Origin of the sequence: Brevibacterium casei CIP 102111, from assembly GCF_900169275.1 — a bacterium.
GTDB classification, from domain to species: Bacteria; Actinomycetota; Actinomycetes; order Actinomycetales; family Brevibacteriaceae; genus Brevibacterium; species Brevibacterium casei.
The window spans coordinates 299,545-319,839 of record NZ_FXZC01000001.1 but is presented as its reverse complement, the minus strand read 5'-3'; the positions used below and the strand labels follow the sequence as shown (position 1 = coordinate 319,839).

Sequence of the window (20,295 nt, the reverse complement as noted above, 5' to 3'; positions counted from 1 at the left end):
CTCAGCCGCGCAGCCACTCCTTGACGAGATCGGTGCTCTGCCCCAGCGTCGGCGGGGCGAGATCGTAGCTCGGCGGGGTCTGCGAGAGCCGGATCGGGTTGGCCACGGTGGGGATGACCCGCTCCCCCGCCCCCGCGTCGGCGACGGGGTCGAGGCCGAGCCGGGCGGCCAACTCGACGCCCTGAGCGATCGTGTTGATCGGCGCGCACGGCAGCCCGGCCGCCGTCAGCGTCTCGAACCACTCCTGGTTCGTGCGCTCCGCGAGTGCTGAGACGAGGAGGGGCTCGAGTTCGCTGCGGTTCTCGTTGCGGTTCGCGGCCCGGGCGAAGCGGTCGTCGGCGGCCCATTCGGGGTGGCCGAGCACCTCGGCGAGGCGGGCGAACTGGGCGTCGTTGCCGATCGCGATGATGATCTGGCCCTGCTTCGTCGGCATCGGCTGGTACGGGTAGAGGCTGGGATGGGCGTTGCCCATCGCCCGCGGGGTGACCCCGCCGGCGACGTAGGCCGAGGTCTGGTTCGCCAGACCCGAGAGCGCCGAGGAGAGCAGGTTCGTCTCGACGAGCTGGCCCTGCCCCGTGTTCTGCCGGTGGACGAGGGCGGCGAGGATCCCGACGGTCGTGTGCAGTCCGGTGAACACGTCGACGATCGCGACACCGGCTTTGACCGGGCCCGATTCCTCGGTGCCGGTGACGCTCATGAAACCTGAGAGCCCTTGGATGAGCAGGTCGTAGCCGGGCTGCGGGTTGTCCCGGCCGAAGCCGGTGACCGAGGCGTAGACGACGCCCGGGTTCTCCGCGCTCACCGTCTCGTAGTCGAGGCCGTACTTCGCCAGCCCTCCGGCCTTGAAGTTCTCGACGAGGACGTCGGCCCGCCGAGCGAGCTCCTGGGCGAGCGCGAGGTCCTCGGGATCCTTGAAGTCGAGGACGACGGAGTGCTTGTTCCGGTTCGCCGTGAGGAAGTACGTCGCATCCTCCCCTCGCCGAGGCGGTGCCCAGTGCCGGGTGTCGTCGCCAGTCCTGCCCTCGACCTTGACGACCGTGGCGCCGAGGTCGGCGAGCATCATCGTCGCGTACGGTCCGGCCAGCACGCGGGAGAAGTCGGCGACGAGGACCCCGGACAGAGGTCCGGTCCCGCTCCGCGCGAAGAGCTCCTCGGCGCCCTCTGTGCTCCCGTGATCCTCGGCGTCCACCTGTGACTCCCTTCGGTGCGGGAGGCAGCGGACCTCGCTGCCCGCTGCGGCCCGCACGTCCATCGTGTGATCTCTCTGACGTCCTGCCTCCCCCGACTATACGGAAGGTCGCGGCCTTCCTGCGGTGCGGAATCCGTTGCCCCGGCGCGCCCGCGGCTCGTTACACTCAGGAGCACGACCAGCACCGGTCCCCGCCGCTCTGCGGGGATCCCAGCACCACCGAAGGGGCAGACGATGACGTTCCACATGCCGGCGGAGACCGCCGCCCACGACCGCATCTGGATGGCGTTCCCGTCCTCCGGCTACGCCTTGGGCGCCTCGGAGGAGGACGCCGAGGCGGCGCGGAGCACGTGGGCGGCCGTGGCGAAGGCGGCCAGCGAGTTCACCCCGGTCACCGTCGTCGTCTCCCCGGACCAGGTCGACCACGCCCGCCGCCACCTCGGCGAGGGCATCGACATCGTCACCGCCCAACTCGACGATGCGTGGATGCGCGACATCGGTCCGACCTTCGTCGTCGACGACGAGGGCCGGCTCGCCGCCGTCGACTGGGTGTTCAACGGCTGGGGCGGACAGGACTGGGCGAAGTGGGACAACGATGAGCACATCGGCCGCTTCGTCGCCGAGCAGGTCGACGTTCCCGTCGTCTCCTCGACGCTGCGCAACGAGGGCGGCGGGATCCACGTCGACGGGCAGGGCACGGTGCTCGCCACCCGCAGCGTCCAGCTCGATCCGGGCCGCAACCCCGGCCTCACCGAGGCCGACGTCGAAGCCGAGTTCGCTCGCACGATCGGGGCGAAGAAGGTCATCTGGCTCGAGCGCGGCCTCCACCGGGACAATCAGACCTTCGGAACCCGCGGGCATGTCGACATCGTCGCGACGATGCCGAGCCCCGGCGTCGTCCTCGTCCACGACCAGCGCAATCCCGAGCATCCCGACCATGCGCTCAGCGAAGAGGTCAAGGCCCTGTTCGCGAACGAGACGACCGCCGATGGGCGGCCCTTCGAAGTCGTCCCGATCCCGGCGCCGGAGATCCTCAAGGACGACGAGGGCTGGGTCGACTACTCCTACGTCAACCACCTCGTCACGAACGGCGGGGTCATCGCGTGCACGTTCGACGACCCGATGGACGCCGAGGCGAAGGCGATCCTCGAGACCGTCTACCCCGGTCGCACCGTCGTCGGCGTCGACGCCCGCGAGCTCTACGCCCGCGGCGGTGGGATCCACTGCATCACTCAGCAGCAGCCGAGCCTCTGAGTAGCCGGAGGGCTGAGGACCCGGCAGACTGAGAACCCGGACGTTCGCGCCGTCCGGGCGGTTCGGTGCCGAGTCTGAGGCGGGCCAGACACGTCCGTGCGGCACCGAGATTCCGATCAGGTGACTTGCCGACGGCGAATTCGTCGGGAGGTGTCGTCGAACATCACCGTTCGCCCAGAATCTCGGTATAGGGTGGTGTCCCAGGACACATTCCGTCCCTCACAGCAGTCGACGCAGCAGAGGAGAGCACGACCATGAAGAAGCGATTGATTCTCCTGGCCGGATTGGGAGTCGGGTACATCCTCGGCTCACGCACCGGCCGTCAGAGCTACGAGAAGCTCAAGGCACAGCTGCAGGAGCTGTGGACCGACCCGAAGGTCCAGGAGACCGTGGAGAAGGCCAACCAGTCGATCCGCGAGAAGGCTCCTGCTGTCGCCGATGCCGTCCAGACGGCCACCGACAAGGTCACCGCCGCCGCGCAGGAGCTCGACGGCGACGAGGATGCGAACGCCACGCAGGGCACCGGGCCGCGGTCGACCGGGTCCGGGCCGGCCTCGACCGGGTCCGCGACGGGTTCCGGTTCGACCGGTTCTGCGACGAGCGCGGGACCGAACCGGTCAGCAGCAGGCTCGACCGGTGCGGCAGCGTCGCGTTCGACGACGGGTCCCGGTTCGACCGGTTCGACGGCGGGTCCCGGTTCGACCAGTTCGACGACGGGCCCCGGTTCGACCGGTTCTAAGACGGGTCCCGGTTCGACCGGTTCTAAGACGGGTCCCGGTTCGACCGCGGGCTCGGGACCGGCGACCGGCGCATCGCGGGCAGGGACACCCACGCCCACCCCGGGCCCCAAGCCGACTCCGACGCCGAAGCGGGCCGAGGACGTCATCACCGACCCCTCACGGTCGATCGAGGACGAAGGGCCGGCCGCCTCGGCGAATCGCTGAGTCCCCACCGCCGCTGACAGCGCCCGCCTCCGAACGGGGCGGGCGCTGTCGTCGTCCAGGGGCTGTGCCGGCCGCAGGACCGACCGCACCGCATTCGGTGAGGACCCGCTCCTCGGTGAGTGTCCGCCGACCCTCAGAGCAGGGAGCTCGTCAGCCGCGCGACGTTCTCCGCGTACTTGCGTCGCAGGGGCCGCCTGCTCCATTCCTCGGCATCGAGTTCGACGGAGTTCGGGGCGTACTCCTCGGCCTCGAGCGCGTACATCCGGGACGTGAACTCCCGATCGACGATGAACATCGTCACCTCGAGGTTCATCGCGAACGACCGCTCGTCCATGTTCGAGGACCCGACGATCGAGACGTCGTCGTCGATGAGGAGGAACTTCGAATGGAGCACCGTCGGGGCGTGGTACATGAAGATCCGCACCCCCGCGCGCACGAGCTCCTCGTAGTACGACTGCTGTGCGCGGTGCGTGAGCCAGTGGTCGCTCGTCTCCCCGACGTAGAGGCGGACGTCGACGCCTGAGCGCGACTCGGTCGTCAGCGCATGGAGGAGCGATTCGTCGGGCACGAAATACGGGGAGCAGACGACGACGGTGCGGTTGGCGTTGTAGATGAGGTGGTTGAACAGCCGCAGGTTGTTCTCGTCGTCGAAGCCCGGCCCCGACGGCACCACCTGGGCGAGCGCTCCCCCGCGCTGAGGCGCCCGCAGCTCGAGCCGGGCCGCCTCCTCGAAGAGCTCGTCCGTCTCCGAGTACCAGTCGGTGGTGAACACCGCATCGAGCTCGTCGACGACGGGACCCGTGCACTCGAGCATGAGGTCCTTCCACTGGAAGCCCTTGCGGAGGTTGCGGGCCTTGTTGTACGAGCGGTCGATGATGTTCTGCGACCCGGTGAAGGCGACGGTGCCGTCGACGACGAGGATCTTGCGGTGATTGCGGAGGTCAGGGCGCTGGTATTCGCCCCTCCACGGGCGGATGGGCAGGGCGCGGCGCCACGGGATCCCCGAGGAGTCGAGACGTTTGACGAGTTCCGAGTACCCGGGATAGCCGATCGACCCGAGGTGGTCGATGAGGATCCGCACCCGCACCCCGCGCGCGTGGGCGGCGAGCAGCGATTCGAAGAGCCGCCTCGTCGTGTCGTCGATGGCGACGATGTAGAACTCGAAGTGGACGAACGAGCGCGCGGCATCGACAGCATCGGCCATCGCATCCATGCACTCGTGGTTGTCCGTGTGGAGCTCGAACGCGTTCCCGTGCGTCATCGGCAGCGCGCCGAGGTCGAAGTTGAGCAGGGCGGAGGTGAGGAGGGGTTCGGAGAGGTGGCCGTGGTCGCCGATGATCGCCTGGTCGTTCGTCTCCTCGCGGATGATGTCGTTGACGAGCGCCTGCTTGTCCCGCCTGCGCTTGGGCAGCTTCGACGAGCCGAGGAGGAGGAAGACGAGGAGACCGATGTAGGGGATGAAGAAGATCGCGAGCAGCCAGCCCAGAGCCACAGACGGTCGGCGGTTGTGCGGCAGCCACCCGAGCGCGACGAGGCGGATGACCAGATCGACCAGGATCAGGGTGATGATCAGCCAGCCCGGCCAGCCCTGATCGATCGCGAAGAGGGGATAGATCTCCACGCCGCTCGCTTTCGTCCCTCCGGCCCTCCGCGGGTGTCGGAGCCGGGATACCGCTGTTCGTCCTCATCGTATCGCGCCCGGCCACACCCGGTGTCGGGCCCCGCCGGGTCCGTCGGCGCGGGAGGATCCGCCGCCGAGGCGGTGCCCAACATGTCCGCCCTGCACCTTCGCCGTGGCGGTGCCCCTCGCACCCTCGCCGAGGCGGTTCCGCGATAATGGGGAAACCCGTCCGACCGCTGTGCGAAGGTGTCCTCATGAGCTTCGATCCGACCGCCGTCCCCATCCGCCCCGCCGTGAGCGTGATCATGGTCCGCGACGGCGACTCCGGGCTCGAGGCCTTCGTCCAGCACCGGGTGACGACGATGGACTTCGCCGCCGGCGTCGTCGTCTTCCCCGGCGGGCGCGTCGACCCCATCGACCGGCAGGGGGCTGAGAGCATCGAGGTCGACGATCCCGACCTCCACCTCGAGGCGTGGAGTGATTCGACGATCGCCGAGGCGGCCGACGGCTGGCGGGTCCTCCTCGCCACCGCTGTGCGCGAGGTCGCCGAGGAGACCGGCGCCGTGCTCGACCCGGCACTGCTGCGGCCGTGGGCGAACTGGGTGACCCCGCTCGGGCAGCCCAAGCGCTTCGACACCTACTTCTACGTCGTCTCCGCCGACGCCGCTCCGCGCCACCTCACAACGGAGGCGCATCGGAGCGAGTGGCTGCCCGTCGCGGCGATCCTCGCCTCAGCTGAGGCGGGAGAGCTCGAGCTCATGCGCCCCACCTTCGTTCTGCTCCGCGAGCTCGCCCAGCTCGGTTCCGTCGAGGCAGTGACCGCAGGGCCTCGGAGCATCGAGGTCGTCCGCCCCGAGCATCCGGGGCACAGCGACGACTGAGACCGGCGCTCAGCCTCGTGCGGCGCGCAGCTGCGCGAGTCGGGCCTCGACGACCTGGCGCTGCTCGTCGGAGCCGAGGAGTTCGGAGAGCGCCTCCTGCTCGGCGTCGAGTCCGACCTCGAGAGGTGCTGCGTAGGAGAGGTCGACGAGGCGCTTCGACCACACGAGCGAGGCGCGGGACTTCCCGGCGATGTCGGCGGCGAGGTCGAGAGCGCGGGCGACGGGGTCGTCGGCGAGCTCCTCGACGAGTCCGATCCGCTGCGCTTCGACTCCGCCGATCGCCTCACCGGTGACGATGAGCTTCTTCGCCATGCCCGGTCCGACGAAGCGCGGCAGCAGCTGGGTGCCGCCCATGTCGGGGATGATGCCCCACTTGATCTCCATGAGTGAGAACTGCGAATCGGGGCTCGCCACCCTGATGTCGGCTCCGAGCGCGATCTGCATGCCGCCGCCGAGGGCGGGACCGAGGACCGCGGCGATGACGGGGACCTCGACGAGCGACCACACGTGCACGGCCTTCTGGGCGAGCGCGCGGGCCGCGCCGAGCCGGTCCCCGACGTCGACGACGCCGGCACCCGCCTCGGCGATCCGAGCCATCTCGGTGAGATCGAGGCCCGCGCTGAAGGCCCGCCCCCGACCGGAGAGGACGACGGCCCTGACCTCGGGATCCGCAGAGAGCCCGAGACCGACCTCGACGAGGTCCTCGAACACCTCCCGGGTGAGCGAATTGAGCTTCTCGGCACGGTCGATCTCGACGTGGGCGACGCCGTCCCTGCTCGTGCAGACGACGGTGCCGTGGGCGGTCTGGGGCATCGGTGCTCCTCGCGTTCAGTGGCGTTTCCTGAACCCTATAACGACGATGACTGCCACGAGCGAGGTCACGCACATGCCCACGACACCCGGCCACGCGAAGTCGGTGAAGAGGACGGCCGACAGCCATGCTCCGAGGCTCGTGCCGAGGTAGTAGACGGTGAGGTAGATGGCGGCCGAGCGCGTCGTATCGACCCCGGGTCGGGCGGCGCTGGCTGCCGCCGAGGCGCCGGTGTGGCCGAGGAAGAATCCGCCGGTGAGCAGCGACATGCCGAGGACGATGACGGGCAGGGAGTCGACGAGGGTGAGGCCTGCGCCGACGATCGCAGTGACCATGCCGACGAGGGTGAGCCGGGTGCGGGTGAAGCGCTGAGCGAGACGACCGTAGTACGTCGTGACGACGGTGCCGACGAGGTAGATGAGGAAGAAGAGAGCGACCGCGCCCTCGCTCAGGTGCCAGGGCTCACGCTGCAGGCGGGAGCCGAGCATGGTGAACGATCCCCCGAAGACGATCATGCAGAGGAAGCCGGTGAGGTAGATCCGCCAGAGTCCGTTCCCGAGCGGGATCGGGGAGCGCCGAGGCGGCCGGGCCCCATCATCGGCGCCGGGAACGGTTGCGGCTGCCGGGTCGGGGACGGCGTGCTGGCGCGCTGGCGCTGTGAGGTCGCGGCGCAGCAGCCACACGACGATGAGGCCGAGGACGAGCGAGACGGCGGCGGTGAAGGCGAGCCCGCCGTGCCAGCCGAGGACTTCGGCGGCGAGGCCCGTGAGGAGGCGGGAGCTCAGACCGCCGATCGTGTTGCCGGCGATGTAGACCCCGATCGCCCCGGGCAGCACGGCCGGAGGTAGGCGCAGCGAGAGGTAGGCCATCGCGGTGGCCGGGACCGAGGCGATCGCCACCCCCTGGAGGAAGCGAACGGCGATGAGGAGCTCGGGATTCGGCATGAACGGCAGGACGAGGGCGAGCGCGGCGGCGAGGATGACGCCGCCGGCGATCTGCCGCGCATGCCCGATGCGGGAGGCGAGCAGGGAGAACGGGATGAGGAAGCAGGCCATGGCGACGTTCGTCGCTGAGACGGTGAGGCTCGCGGTGGGGGCGTCGATCCCGTAGGCCTCGCGGATCGCGGGGATGAGCCCCTGCGTCTCGTAGAGGACGAGGAACACCGCGACACCGGCGAGGAAGACGGCGACGACGGTGCGCCGGTCGCTCGTCGGATTCGGCTCCCCAGTGCTCATGCTCGTCACGCTATGCCCGCACCGGTGCCGAGCTCAAACCGTTCCGTGCCTCGAACAGCGCTCCTTGCTCTGTCGTGGCGACCGGCAGCGGGGATGCTCGGTCATGGTGTTGGGGACACCCGGCCGTGGTGGTCCGCCCCAGTGGTCGGCCCCGCAGACAGTCGGCCCCGCAGACAGTCGGCCCCAGCAGTCGGCGCTCGTCACGTTCAGGGGGGGCGAAGACCGTGTCGGGTTCACGTGTCGAAGAGCGTGTCGATGATCTGCTTGGCGATGAATCTCGCGTGAAGGATGGGTTGTCGCGCCGGGTCGATCGACGCAGGTGGCACCCACGCCGGTCGTCCATCGGTGAGCATGATCGCGTGCCAGTCGGATTTGTCGATGAGGTGGTGGTGGGCGCCGCATGCGAGCGTGAGGTTGTTGATGTCTGTGCGACCCTCCTCCGCCCACGGGACGATGTGGTGCACTTCGCACCACCCCGGTGGGGAGTCGCATCCGGGGAACGAACACCCCTGATCACGGGCGGTGATGATCGCCGTCTGCTTCTCGTCGGCGAAGCGCTTCTCGGTGGCGACCTGCACGGTCGTCGCCTGATCACTCATGAGGTGGAAGAAGACTCGTCCATTGAGTCCCGACGCGGTGAGTTCCTCGATGGGCACGGGGTTCTCGGTTCCCGTCCGACCCGAACCGGTGTTCGCGGCGAGGTCTTCGGCCTTGGCCGTCACAACGAGGGAGTACCGTGCGCCCGACGTGGGTCGGGTCATCTCGATCTTGCCGATCAGAGTGGCGAAGCGTTCGTAGATCCACCGGCGCACGGTCGGCTGGGCCTCAAGGGTGCTGATCTGGGTGCCGTCCTCACGGACTCCGTAGGCACCGGACGTCTCGCCCTCACAGGGCCGTCCGCTTCCGTCCAATGCGGCACCGCTGCCGTCCTGCGCGAACATCGGGGCATCATGGCGCTGCCCCGAGAGCACCGCGTCGAGTACCGCGAAGGCGTCGTCGTCGACGTCGCTGCCCGTACCGCAGTCGCCAGCGACCCCGCCTCCAAGTCCAGCACTGTCGGCATTGCCAGCGCTCGATGAGTATGGCCTGCCAGGGCTCGATGAGTCTGGCCCCACCGAGGTCGATGCGGCAGCGCCACCTCTGCGGCACGATTCGATCCTCGAGGTGAGAAGACCGTTGAGGAGTCCTCCGGTGATCGGGTCGAGACGGCCGGTCAGATCCCAGTCACCGTTGCGTCGGGCCCTGAGGTGGACCGAATAGTCCGCTCGGTCCCGCGACTGCGACGGCTCCTGTCCGTCGGGGTCGATGATGTCGAGCATCCGCTGGAAGATCTCCCTGATGTCCGAGACGCGGACCCTTCTCGCCTCGCTGACGAGTTTCGCCTCGGTCTCCTCGCGCAGTTCGGCACTCACCCATGTCGGCAGACGCTTCATGCACTCGGCGATGACCGAGGCCTGTCCTTCGGAGAGGGTGCCGTCGTGCAGTCCGCTCGCGGCCGCCGGGTTGAGGGGCGGCATCGCCTGGCCGGTGATGTCGACACGGCCGCCGAAGTTCCGTGCGAGTTCGGTGCGACGGTTCGCTTCCGCCCCTGTCAGACCGAGCCGGTTCTGGATGAGGGACTTCGTCGTCTTCGCCCCGAAGTCGGTGGGCGTTCCGACGCGTTCGAAGACGGCCAGGGTCACTGCGAACAGCGACCTGTTGACCCGGTCGAGGGCTTCGAGGGCGTCGGTGAGCATCACGGCCTCCTCCGGGCCCATGGGCCGTTCGAAGGACCGCAGCTCATCGTTGAGCGTGGTCAGACCCGTGATCCCGTCGAGCACCTCTGGCGCGAACCGCGAGAGCGCCGACCATTCCTCGTCGCTGAGCATCGAATGTCGGCTCAGCCGACGAGTGTCCGGCATCATCGCCTCCGGCGAAGGTGTGTCCGCAGCCAGCGCTGACGTCACGTCTCCGTCGTGCGGGCGGTGGCCGGGAGTCTCCTCGGCAGACCCCGCCTGCCCGACACTCTCGTCCGCATGGGGATCGAACGGCACATCGCCGTCACGTTCCGGCTCATCACAATCCGATACACCGGGCCCGCCGGGGATCTCGTCGAATCGGTCGGCGAGGCTGTGGCCGGTGAGATCGAACCCGGCATCGCGGAGCTGGTCGAACAGCGACGACTGACCGCTCGCGCTGCCGCGATGCGCATTCTTCGCCGAATTTCCGCCCACACCCTTCGCCGGCTTCCCGCCGCGGCGCGATCCAGCGGAACGACTGTCGTCGCCGGGGTGCTGCCTGTCCGGGGTGAGCGTCATGACTCCTGATCCGCCTGCCAACGTCTGTGTTGTTGCCTCCGAGTCTACTCCTTGAGTGTGACGCAGGCAATAGTCTGTTCCCAATTTATTCGATATTTTTTGTCCGATGAATTCATTCACTCAGCGATTCCTGATCACGGTCGCCCGCCTCGGCGTCTCCCCCGGTCACAGCCCCTACCGGCCACACGGCCGGCCGTCCCTCATCCGTTCGACAGCGCACGGACTGCCGCAGAGCCGGCCCCGCTGACACTCTTCCCCTTCCTCGCCTCACCGCCGGCCCGTCGGGGGCCGTGAATTCCCCGAGTCCACGGGAACTCAGGGCGACCTTTCCTGAAATCACCGCCTCGGCGGTCTAGGCTCGGATGCGGACACATCAGCGGTACCCGGTCGGACGGCCGTCGTCACCGACGACGAACCGAGCGGTCCGCGGGACCGACAAGTTTCGAAGCACAGCCGAAGGAGACGCAATGGCAGGTCAGCTTCCCATAGTCCGCCTGGTCACCGGAGAGACGACAGGACAGCGGGTGGCCCGCGTCGCCGCTGCCGCCTCGGCGATCGGGCTCGGTGCCCTCGCAGCATGGGACCTGACGCAGAAGAAGCACGCGATCCTGCGCAACTACCCGATCGCCGGACACGCACGCTTCCTCCTCGAATCCATCCGTCCCGAGATCCAGCAGTACTTCATCGAACGGAACTGGGACGGCCGCCCCTTCAACCGCGACACCCGGACGACGATCTACGAGCGGTCGAAGGGCATCCACTCCGAGCACGCCTTCGGCACCGAGCGCGACGTCGCCCGCACCGGGTACGAAGCGCTCATGCACACGAACGCGCCGATCCCCAACTCCCCGGCACCGCCGCGGATCCGGGTGGGCGGAAAGGACTGCACCCAGCCGTATGAGATCTCCCTGCTCAACGTCTCGGCGATGAGCTTCGGATCGCTCAGCGACAACGCCGTGCGTGCGCTCAACAAGGGCGCGGCGATGGGCGGCTTCGCGCAGGACACGGGCGAGGGGTCGATCTCTCCGTACCACCGCGAGTTCGGCGGCGACCTCATCTGGGAGCTCGGCACCGGGTACTTCGGTGCCCGCACCCCGGACGGCGACTTCGACCCCGACAAGTTCGCGGCCAAGGCGCAGGACCCGCAGGTGAAGATGGTCTCGCTCAAGCTCTCCCAGGGGGCGAAGCCCGGCATCGGCGGCGTGCTCCCGGGGGCGAAGGTGACCGAGGAGATCGCGACGATCCGCGACGTGCCCGTGGGCCAGGACTGCATCAGTCCCCCGAATCATCGCGTCTTCTCCACCCCGATCGAGCTTCTCGAATTCATCGCGAAGATGCGCGATCTCTCGGGCGGCAAGCCTGCCGGCTTCAAGCTCTGCGTCGGCTCGCGCACCGAATTCCTCGGGATCTGCAAAGCGATGATCGAAACCGGGATCACCCCGGACTTCATCATCGTCGACGGCTCCGAGGGCGGCACGGGAGCGGCTCCGCTCGAGTTCGAGGACCATGTCGGCCTTCCGCTCACGCAGGGGCTGATGATCGTCCACAACGCGCTCGTCGGTGCGGGGCTGCGCAGCGAGATCAAGGTGGGTGCCTCGGGGAAGATCGCGAGCGGCTCCGACATCGTCAAGCGCCTCATCCAGGGCGCGGACTTCACGAACTCAGCGCGGGCGATGATGATGGCAGTCGGATGCATCCAGGCGCAGACGTGCCACACCGGCAAGTGCCCGGTCGGCGTTGCGACGCAGGACGCCCGGCGGGCGCGGGCGATCTACGTCCCGGACAAGGCCGAGCGCGTGCGCAACTACCATGACGGCACGGTCGCCGAGGCGACCCGCCTCATGGCGTCGATGGGGGCCGCCCATCCCAGCGAACTCGAACCGACGATGCTGCGCCGCAACCTCTCCCCATCCGAATCGTGGTCGTACGCGCGCCTCTACGACTGGCTCGAACCCGGCGAACTCCTCCGCGATACGCCGCCCGAGGACTGGGCGGCGGACTGGGCCGCCGCACGCGCCGACACGTTCCGCATCTCGCGCGGACACAGTCGCTGACCATGGCGCACTCGGTGCCCGTCTCTTCGGCGCGGGCGGAGCGCTTCCTCGCCTCGACCGACGCGGGCTGAAACGGCAACGGCGCCTGACAATCGCCCTTTGTTCCTCGCCGCTCACCTGCGGTGATGAGAATTCATCCGGTAAGCCCCGAAAAAATCCCAAAACTGGGGTTACATTCGGTCGTCCATGCCATAGTCTGGAATGAAAATTCCATACTCACAAGCGACTGTCGCCGACGTCTCGGACGCGGTCACCTTCGTGATCGCAGGCCTGTGCCACCGTCGTCGATGCGCTGATCCTTGGTTGCCCCTCACTGCCGGGATCGGCTTCGGAGTCCTGTGAGACTCCCATCGCCGGCCAGTCCGATCGCCGTTGCCCGCAGCGTTGACCCTCGCGTTGCCGGAATCCCCCGACAGGCGGAGCGTTCCCTCGACAGGGAGCGCTCCCCTGCCCGACAGTTCGTCTTGTGGCAGCATTCCCGAGAACGGATCCCCATGCACCGCACCCATCCCGGAAACGACGCTCTCCGAACAAGTGTCGAGAGCCGCCGACGGACGACGATGTCAACCGTCCCCGCCCTCACTCACCAGACTCAGTATCGCGATCCCCGGCTCACCGTCGGAGTCACCGATGGATGAGAAGGGAAAACGAATCGTGTCCCCCATCGATGCGACCGGCGCGGGAGCCTCCGGGCCCGCAGGTCCGCACACCGGCATCCGTTCCGCCCAGGACGGAACATCGCCGTTCCTCCCCCAGACCTCGCCGCCGCGACATCCGACCGGCGGCTCCGTTGGCTCCGGTGACGGCCCTCCGAGTTGGGTCGTCGCAGCCACCGGATTCCCCACCGTGCCGTTCCGGCACCGGCACCACCCCGGTCCGCGGCGCTGAGCCGCCTGCAAGGCGCCGCCTGATCACAGGCGGTCGATGTTGCCCCGCAGCCGCAGTCGCACCGGGTCGATGCGAGCGAGCCGGTCCACACTCTCCTGCCCGAGCTCAGCGGCGACGAGTTCGCACACCGCTTCGACGAGAGCGAGCATCGGCGCGAGGGTGTCGGCGGGTCCTGACGCTCTGACATCGGCGGTGAGCACGTGATCGGCGAGCGCCGCCGCAGGTGAGAGCCAGAGGTCGGTGAAGACCACCGTCGTCAGTCCCATCTCCTTTCCGATCCTCACCACCTCGGCGATCATCGGCTCATAGCGGCGGACATCGAAGACGACGAGGAGGTCTCCTCGTCGGAGGTCGACGAGTTCGGTCGCGGCCAACAGCGGACTCGACGACAGCCTGGTGACACCGGGCCTCAAGGGCGCGAGCTGCGCGTGGAAGATGTCGGCGACGTACCCTGTGTAGGAGGCGCCGACGAGGGCCATGGTCCGCTTCGGCTGAGCGAAGAGTGTGACGGCGCGATCGAATTCGTCGCCGATGACGGAGTCGAAGGTCTCATCGATCCCCGCGTGATACCCGCGCCTGGCGGCCTCGAAGACAGGTTCGTCATCCGCCCTGCTGACCTCGGCCTGGGAGAGGTTCGACTCCTCGCGTTCGCGCATCTCGACTTTGAGCGCGTCCTGGAGCCCCCGATACCCGTCGAAGCCCAACGTCCGGGCGAAGCGCACCACCGAGGGCGCACTCACGCCGGCCGAGTACGCGAGGTCGGCGATCGGTTCGAGCCCGGCAAGCGGATAGGAGGCGAGCAGCGCGCGGGCGATCTTCTTCTCTGCGGGGGTGAGCTCAGGCATCACCGTGCGCAGCGTGACCGCGAGACTCGACGTGCCGGTCGACTCGCGTGTCGGGGCTCTCCGGTCCGCGGCGCCTCCCCCGTCGGAGGCCTGTCCGCGCCCGTCCACCATCGCTCCGCCTCCCGGGTGCCGCCATTGGGTCTGGTCCTGTCGCCGCAATGACACGATCTGCCCAGGTCACCGCGAATGATATCGCTCCAGCATAACGATTCCCGCCGTCGCGGGCACCGCCGCCGCTCACCGCATGACGTAGCCGTTGTCGACGATGAGGTTCTGTCCGGTCACCGCGCGCGAGTCCGGGGAGGCGAAGAAGATCACCGCCGAGGCGAACTCCTCCGGGGTCGTCACATGCCCGAGCGCCGAGGCCGCAGCGACCTCATCGAAGACGTCCTCAGGGGTGGCCGCCGATGCGTCGGTCGTGCGCAGAAGGCCGCCGGAGACCATGTTGACGCGCACACCTGCGGGCCCGAGGTCACGGGCGAAGGTCCGGGTCAGCGAGAGCAGAGCGGCCTTGGCGGCGGTGTAGTCGTGATAGGGGACGACGGGATGCTGGACGAGGTTGGTGCCGATGTTGATCACGCGCCCGGACCCGATCTCCCGGAAGCCGTGCATAGCCGCCTGAATCGTGTTCATCGCCGCCCCGACGGTCCCCCGGAACTGTTCCGAGAGGTCGTCGTAGTCGATCTCATCGGCGGGCTGACGCTCCTCGCCGTTGAAGGAGTAGTCGAGCAGCGCACTGTTGACGACTGTCGAGACGGGCATGCCGAACTCCTCCTGCGCCGTCTCGAACATCGCGTCGACCGCTCGATCATCGGTGACGTCGGCCTCGACTGCCGCCGCGCGACCACCACGGGCCCGGATGGCCTCGGCGAGCTCCTCTGCCGCGTCGGCCGAGTACCGGTAGTTGATGACGAGTCCTGATCCGGCGTGGGCGAAGGCCTTGGCGATCGCCGCGCCGAGCCCGCGGCCGGCGCCCGTGACGAGGACGAGCTGCTGGTCGAGCGGCATGGCCGCGGTGGTGAAGGCTTGGGCGTTGCTCATCGGGATTCTCCTTCGAATGCCGGGCGCTGGGATCCCTCTCAGCTTACCCATGCCGACGGGGTCGAGCGGCGATGGTCGGCGGGCCGGTGAGGGTGCCAATAGAATAGACAAGATCACTGTTGTCCATTCGGCAAGGAAGTCCCTATGAGCGAGATCGGCGCCAATATCTCCATCGGAGTCCTCGCGGCCATCGTCGTCATCCTCATCTACCTGCTGGCGGCCAAGGTCGGGAAGTGGCAGCCCGCCCCGGAGCACCGCGGACCAGGAGGCCAGGGATACGGACAGCCGGGCTACCCCGAGCAGGGCAGCCCGCGAGGCTACGGCCAGCCGCCGCGCCGTCGGGACGTCCGCGGCTACAGCGCCGACGAAGCCGAGACCCGGGTGATGCCGACCGCAGACGCCGACGAGAAGGCCACGACGGCCGAACTCGCCCAGAACATCGGCTACTCGGGGCAGATGATCGCCCAGAACCGGCGCGCGGCCACCTCCTCGTCGGGCGACACGCTCGCGGTGTTCACCTACATCCTCGGTGCCGCGCTCCTCGCCGCGATCGCCTTCGTCTTCTTCAACAACCTGCTCCTGCCGGCCACCGTCGGTGCCCTCGTCGGGGCGATCGTCTGCGTCGCGCTGGCAGCAACGTACACGATCAAGTCCCTGGACTTCTGGCCGGACAATTCGACGATCACGATCATCAACCTCGGCGTGGCCCTTGCTGCCGCCCTCGTCATGTACATCGGCGCCTCCCGGACCGAACGCGACCGGATGACGCTCAACTCGATCATGGACTCCTTCGACCCGCTGCCGATGAGCGAAGGGTTCTCGGGATTCGCCGCGGCCGTCGGCGACCGCGTCGTGAGGTTCTTCACCGACTACGGCTTCCTCGGCTTCGTCTTCCTCCTCTTCATGGCCGTCGGCTGCATCATCGTCGTCACCCTCGCCGCGAAGTCCCTCATCGACGTCATGGACTGGCGGATCTTCGCCCAGTTCGGCCGCAATGTCACCGACCGTCCGATGGCGTATTCGCGGGCCGAACGGTTCCAGGCTTCGAAAGTCTCGCACACCGTGACCTCGATCGTCCTCGCCGGCATCGCCGTGCTCTGCGCGACCGGGCTCGCCTACGACGGATTCACATGGTTCACCCGCTGACCCCAGCACACGCGACCGGGGTCCCGGCACACGCGCCCAGGGTCCCGGCACACGCACCCGGTGGCGAGGTCGGCCGCACCTGCTCCCGCGATCTCGGTCCCCCGGGTTCCCGGCGCTGAGAACGATCTCAGCAACCGCGCGCTAGGATAGTCCCCGGACTTCCTCCGCCCGACAGCGCCCACCCCGCGCGGGAAGGCGGCCAAGGCAGACGTCGACGAACGACCCGAAAAGGGATGAGAACCTCAATTGGCGAACGGCAACGCAACTTTCCGGCACTCGAACGTGGCGCTTCTCGGTCTGGCCGAGATCGTCGCCCCGAATGAAGTGACCTCCCACGAATTCGACGAGCGCCTCGCCGATACCCTCACAACCCTCGGCCTGCCCACGGGTCTCCTCCAGCGCGTGGCCGGTGTCGAGTCCCGCCGCAACTGGGACCAGCCGAGCGACTTCGTCGCCGGTGCCGTCGCCGCCGGCGGCAAGGCGCTGGCCGAGGCTGGAGTCGAACCGTCGGCGATCGGCCTCATGGTCAACACCTCGGTGACCCGCGAGCACCTCGAGCCGTCCGTGGCCGTCGGCGTCCACGCCGGGATCGGGCTGGGCCCGCAGGCGATGAACTTCGACATCGCCAACGCGTGCCTCGGGTTCGTCAACGGCATGACCCTGGCCGCGAACATGATCGACGCCGGCCAGATCGACTACGCTCTCGTCGTCGCCGGCGAGGACGCCTCCCGCGTGCAGGAGGCGACCCTGCGCCGCCTCACCCGCTCCGGCATCACCCGTGAGGAGTACCTCAACGAGTTCGCCTCCCTCACCCTCGGCTCCGGAGCCTCCGCCGCCGTCCTCGGACCCGCGGACAGGCACCCGGAGGGCCACCGCATCCTCGGCGGGATCACCCGGGCGGCCACGCAGCACCATGAGCTGTGCGTCGGTGACCACAACGGGATGTTCACCGACACCAAGGGCCTGCTGGCCGGAGGGATGGAGCTCGTCGTCGCCGCATGGGAGGAGGCGCACGAGAACGGCTGGGACTGGCGGAACATGGACCGCTACGTCATGCACCAGGTCTCCGACGTCCACACGAACTCGATCACCCGCGCCGCCGGCCTCGACCCGGAACGGATCCCCGTGACCTACCCGGAGCTCGGCAATGTCGGTCCTGCGTCCCTGCCGATCACGCTCAGCCGGGAGGTCGAGACGCTCCAGCGCGGAGACCGGATCCTCTGCATGGGCGTGGGATCGGGGCTCAACACCGCCATGACCGAGATCGAGTGGTAGAGGAATCCATGAGGCACCCTGCACGGCCGGCAACGACTCCCCCGACGCTGCCCGAGTGGGATCCCGCGTGGTCCCGGATCGTCACGGCGCAGACCGCTGACGGCCCCCACGACTTCCACGTCCTCGACACGCTTGCGTCCCTGCAGGCCGAGGGCATCGAACCCGAGGGCACGATCCTCGCCCTCCACGGCAATCCGACATGGTCGTACCTGTGGCGTCGGCTCGCCGCTGTCAGCCTCGCCTCCGCCGCCGACGGGGGACGTGCGTGGCGGATCATCGCCCCCGACCAGCTCGACATGGGCTTCTCCGAACGGCTGCCGCACGATGGTCTGCCGACCCCTCACGGCGCCGAGGTGCGTCGGATCTCCCAGCGCATCGCCGACTTCGACGCCGTCGTCACTCCTCTCCTCGCCGAGGCGGGGACAGGCCATCCCGTCGTCACCCTCGGCCATGATTGGGGCGGGGTCCTCTCGCTCGGCTGGGCGGCGCGGAACCGCGACCGTGTCGACGCCGCGATCAGCCTCAACACAGCAGTCCACCAGCCGGAGGACGCACCGATCCCCGCTCCGCTGCGGGCGACCCTGGCAGGTCCGATGCTGCCGACGGCGACCGTGCTCACCGACGGGTTCCTCCGGGTGACGCTGCGCCTCGGCGACCTCTCCCCCGAGGTCCGCGCCGGCTTCCGCGCCCCGTACGAGTCCGCGGCCCAGCGGCATGGGATCGGCGGCTTCGTCGCCGACATCCCCGTCGACGAACGGCACCCCTCCTACGACGAGCTCCAGCGCATCGGTGCCGACATCGCCGCCTTCGACCGTCCGGCGCTGCTCATCTGGGGGCCGAAGGACCCGGTCTTCCTCGAACGCTACCTGCGTGATCTGCGCGGGCGCCTGCCGCACGCCGATATCCACCGCTTCGAACTCGGCTCCCATCTCGTCGGCGAGGACTGGGACGTGCCCGGCACCGTCCTCGAATGGCTCGACGCGGAGTTCCCGACGACCACTGCCGTCGCGGACAATGAGGCGAGCGCCGCGGACAATGGGGCGAGCACCGCCCCCGGGTCGACCGCCTCGGCGCCGGTCGGCACATCCGCAGCCACAACCCGCCCGGTCACCGCGATCCTCGACGCCCGCCGCGACGACGAGGCGATCGCCTCGGTCGACTTCTCGAAGGACCCTGCCCAGCAGATCTCCTGGCGCCACCTCTGGCACGTCACCACCGCGATCGCCCACGGCCTGCGCGACCTCGGCGTGCAGCCCGGCGACCGGGTCTCGATGCTCGTCCCGCCCGGCAACAACCTCACCGCCGCCCTCTACGCGTGCCTGAAGATCGGCGCGGTCGCCGTCGTCGCCGATGCCGGCCTCGGTCCGGCGGGGATGACCCGGGCGGTCACCTCGGCGGATCCGCAGTGGATCATCGGCGAGCTGCCCGGTCTCGGGCTCGCCCGCGCGTTCGGCTGGCCGGGACGCCGGATCTCGGTCTCCCCGCTCGGGACGGTCCAGCGGAGGGTCTTCGGCACCGAGACGAGCCTCACCGAACTCTCCCGCACCCCGATCTTCGGGGACCTGCCCACCCCCGGGCCCGACGCCGATGCCGCGGTCCTCTTCACCTCCGGGTCGACGGGTCCGGCGAAGGGCGTGCGGTACACGCACGGGGACATCGCAGCCCTCGCCGAGGTGCTCACCCGGGTCTTCGACGTCCGCGAGGGCACCGGGCTCGTCGCCGGCTTCCCGCCCTTCGCCCTGCTCGGACCCGCCATCGGGGCCACCTCGGTGACCCCGGACATGTCCGTGACGAAGCCGAAGACGCTCACGGCCACGGCCATCGCCGACGCGATCATCGCCGGCAACGCGACGATGGTCTTCGCCTCACCCGCCGCGTACCGGAATGTCGCCCGAACCGCCGGTGAGCTCGACGATGCCCAGCGGGCGGCGTGCGCGGGCGTCGACCTCGTCCTCTCCGCCGGGGCGCCGGTGCCGCTTGAGCTCATGGAGTCGATCGCCGAGGTGTTCCCGAATGCGTCGATCCACTCGCCGTACGGGATGACCGAGGGCCTCCTCCTCACCGACATCGACGCGGCCGGGGTGGCTGCGGCCGAGGCCGGGTCCGACCTCGGCGTGTGCGTGGGCACCCCGATCGACGGAGTGACGCTGGCGCTCGCGCCGATCGACGAGTCGGGGTTCGCCTCCGACGATCTGCTCACGGGCGCCCAGGCGCAGGGCCGCCTCGGCGAGTTCGTCGTCAGTGCCGCGCATCTGCGCTCGGGGTACGACAATCTCTGGCGCACGACCGCGCACGCGGGGCGGGACCGCCTCGGCGGGAAGGACTGGCACCGGACGAACGACATCGGGCACATCGACGATGCGGGCCGGGTCTGGCTCGAGGGCCGCCTCCAGCACGTCATCACGACACCGCAGGGACCGGTCGGTCCTGGCGGACTCGAGGCCCTCATCGACACGGACGGTCAGGTCACCCGCAGTGCCGTCGTCGGTGTCGGTCCGATCGGGACGGAGGCGCTCGTCGCCGTCCTCGACGCCGAGGGCACGGACCTGCGTCCCGGGCTCGCTCCGCTCGAGCTCACCGCACGGCTGCGCGAACTCGTCGCCGGGACGGGGGCCGATCTCGCCGCCGTCCTCGTCGCTCCGAGCTTCCCGACCGACATCCGCCACAACTCGAAGATCGACCGGACCCGGCTCGCGCAGTGGGCGGAGCGGGTGCTCGCGGGTGAAGGCGTGCCCCGGCGCGTCTGAGGCTCAGCCGCCGGACGTCGCCCGACACCCGATCCCGAACCGTCCTCCCGAACCGACTGAGGAGACC

General features: G+C 69.0%; 14 protein-coding genes. 7 read left to right on the top strand and 7 right to left on the bottom strand.

Annotated features, from left to right (window positions below):
* Position 1: 1 nt before the first annotated feature.
* On the bottom strand, positions 2-1,189 hold the full coding sequence (locus BC102111_RS01430) for a CaiB/BaiF CoA transferase family protein (RefSeq protein WP_009378725.1): 1,188 nt from the start codon (positions 1,187-1,189) through the stop codon (positions 2-4).
* A 234-nt stretch (positions 1,190-1,423) separates the two neighbouring features.
* Between BC102111_RS01430 and BC102111_RS01425 the strand changes: the two genes are divergently transcribed.
* Together BC102111_RS01425 and BC102111_RS17675 are read left to right on the top strand one after the other, a co-directional pair.
* On the top strand, positions 1,424-2,443 hold the full coding sequence (locus BC102111_RS01425; protein WP_009378724.1) for an agmatine deiminase family protein: 1,020 nt from the start codon (positions 1,424-1,426) through the stop codon (positions 2,441-2,443).
* A 254-nt stretch (positions 2,444-2,697) separates the two neighbouring features.
* Positions 2,698-3,387 (top strand): hypothetical protein, encoded by a 690-nt coding sequence (locus tag BC102111_RS17675; protein ID WP_009378722.1) that lies wholly within the window; start codon positions 2,698-2,700, stop codon positions 3,385-3,387.
* Positions 3,388-3,520: 133 nt separating this feature from the next.
* Here the strand turns inward: BC102111_RS17675 and cls are convergent, their stop codons facing one another.
* The gene (gene cls, locus BC102111_RS01415; protein ID WP_009378721.1) at positions 3,521-5,008 is read right to left on the bottom strand and encodes a cardiolipin synthase; all 1,488 of its coding nucleotides are present in this window, start codon (positions 5,006-5,008) and stop codon (positions 3,521-3,523) included.
* Between the two features lie 254 nt (positions 5,009-5,262).
* Here cls and BC102111_RS01410 point away from each other — a divergent pair, with 254 nt between their 5' ends.
* Positions 5,263-5,889: an NUDIX hydrolase gene (locus tag BC102111_RS01410; protein WP_101623422.1), complete on the top strand. Its 627-nt coding sequence runs from the start codon at positions 5,263-5,265 to the stop codon at positions 5,887-5,889.
* A 9-nt stretch (positions 5,890-5,898) separates the two neighbouring features.
* On the opposite strand, the gene BC102111_RS01405 is transcribed toward BC102111_RS01410, so the two are convergent.
* The 3 genes from BC102111_RS01405 to BC102111_RS01395 all read right to left on the bottom strand — a co-directional run bounded on the left by BC102111_RS01405 (position 5,899) and on the right by BC102111_RS01395 (position 10,232).
* Positions 5,899-6,702, bottom strand: coding sequence for an enoyl-CoA hydratase-related protein (locus tag BC102111_RS01405; RefSeq protein ID WP_101623421.1), 804 nt, complete (start codon positions 6,700-6,702; stop codon positions 5,899-5,901).
* Between the two features lie 15 nt (positions 6,703-6,717).
* On the bottom strand, positions 6,718-7,935 hold the full coding sequence (locus tag BC102111_RS01400; RefSeq protein WP_101623420.1) for an MFS transporter: 1,218 nt from the start codon (positions 7,933-7,935) through the stop codon (positions 6,718-6,720).
* Positions 7,936-8,168: 233 nt separating this feature from the next.
* Positions 8,169-10,232, bottom strand: coding sequence for an HNH endonuclease signature motif containing protein (locus BC102111_RS01395; protein WP_101623419.1), 2,064 nt, complete (start codon positions 10,230-10,232; stop codon positions 8,169-8,171).
* A gap of 467 nt (positions 10,233-10,699) precedes the next feature.
* Between BC102111_RS01395 and BC102111_RS01390 the strand changes: the two genes are divergently transcribed.
* Positions 10,700-12,286, top strand: coding sequence for an FMN-binding glutamate synthase family protein (locus BC102111_RS01390; RefSeq protein ID WP_009378712.1), 1,587 nt, complete (start codon positions 10,700-10,702; stop codon positions 12,284-12,286).
* 911 nt (positions 12,287-13,197) lie between these two features.
* On the opposite strand, the gene BC102111_RS01385 is transcribed toward BC102111_RS01390, so the two are convergent.
* Complete coding sequence (locus tag BC102111_RS01385; protein WP_009378709.1) at positions 13,198-14,130, bottom strand: MurR/RpiR family transcriptional regulator; 933 nt, start codon at positions 14,128-14,130, stop codon at positions 13,198-13,200.
* Positions 14,131-14,256: 126 nt separating this feature from the next.
* A complete protein-coding gene (locus BC102111_RS01380) occupies positions 14,257-15,060 on the bottom strand; it encodes a 3-oxoacyl-ACP reductase (RefSeq protein WP_197907823.1) in 804 nt (267 codons plus the stop codon).
* A 144-nt stretch (positions 15,061-15,204) separates the two neighbouring features.
* Between BC102111_RS01380 and BC102111_RS01375 the strand changes: the two genes are divergently transcribed.
* The 3 genes from BC102111_RS01375 (at position 15,205) to BC102111_RS01365 (ending at position 20,228) form a co-directional block, all read left to right on the top strand.
* Positions 15,205-16,206 carry a hypothetical protein gene (locus BC102111_RS01375; protein WP_101623418.1) on the top strand — a complete coding sequence of 334 codons (1,002 nt, stop codon included), beginning with the start codon at positions 15,205-15,207 and terminating at the stop codon, positions 16,204-16,206.
* A gap of 246 nt (positions 16,207-16,452) precedes the next feature.
* Positions 16,453-17,481 (top strand): 3-oxoacyl-ACP synthase III, encoded by a 1,029-nt coding sequence (locus BC102111_RS01370; protein ID WP_063249582.1) that lies wholly within the window; start codon positions 16,453-16,455, stop codon positions 17,479-17,481.
* An 8-nt stretch (positions 17,482-17,489) separates the two neighbouring features.
* Complete coding sequence (locus BC102111_RS01365) at positions 17,490-20,228, top strand: alpha/beta fold hydrolase (RefSeq protein ID WP_101623417.1); 2,739 nt, start codon at positions 17,490-17,492, stop codon at positions 20,226-20,228.
* Positions 20,229-20,295: the final 67 nt, after the last annotated feature.

Coding starts and splice junctions, on each gene's coding strand:
- BC102111_RS01375 (WP_101623418.1), top strand. CDS start 15,205: ATGAGCGAGATCGGCGCCAATATCTCCATCGGAGTCCTCGCGGCCATC.
- BC102111_RS17675 (WP_009378722.1), top strand. CDS start 2,698: ATGAAGAAGCGATTGATTCTCCTGGCCGGATTGGGAGTCGGGTACATC.
- BC102111_RS01365 (WP_101623417.1), top strand. CDS start 17,490: ATGAGGCACCCTGCACGGCCGGCAACGACTCCCCCGACGCTGCCCGAG.
- BC102111_RS01395 (WP_101623419.1), bottom strand. CDS start 10,232: ATGACGCTCACCCCGGACAGGCAGCACCCCGGCGACGACAGTCGTTCC.
- BC102111_RS01400 (WP_101623420.1), bottom strand. CDS start 7,935: ATGAGCACTGGGGAGCCGAATCCGACGAGCGACCGGCGCACCGTCGTC.
- BC102111_RS01405 (WP_101623421.1), bottom strand. CDS start 6,702: ATGCCCCAGACCGCCCACGGCACCGTCGTCTGCACGAGCAGGGACGGC.
- BC102111_RS01390 (WP_009378712.1), top strand. CDS start 10,700: ATGGCAGGTCAGCTTCCCATAGTCCGCCTGGTCACCGGAGAGACGACA.
- BC102111_RS01385 (WP_009378709.1), bottom strand. CDS start 14,130: ATGGTGGACGGGCGCGGACAGGCCTCCGACGGGGGAGGCGCCGCGGAC.
- BC102111_RS01380 (WP_197907823.1), bottom strand. CDS start 15,060: ATGAGCAACGCCCAAGCCTTCACCACCGCGGCCATGCCGCTCGACCAG.
- BC102111_RS01425 (WP_009378724.1), top strand. CDS start 1,424: ATGACGTTCCACATGCCGGCGGAGACCGCCGCCCACGACCGCATCTGG.
- BC102111_RS01410 (WP_101623422.1), top strand. CDS start 5,263: ATGAGCTTCGATCCGACCGCCGTCCCCATCCGCCCCGCCGTGAGCGTG.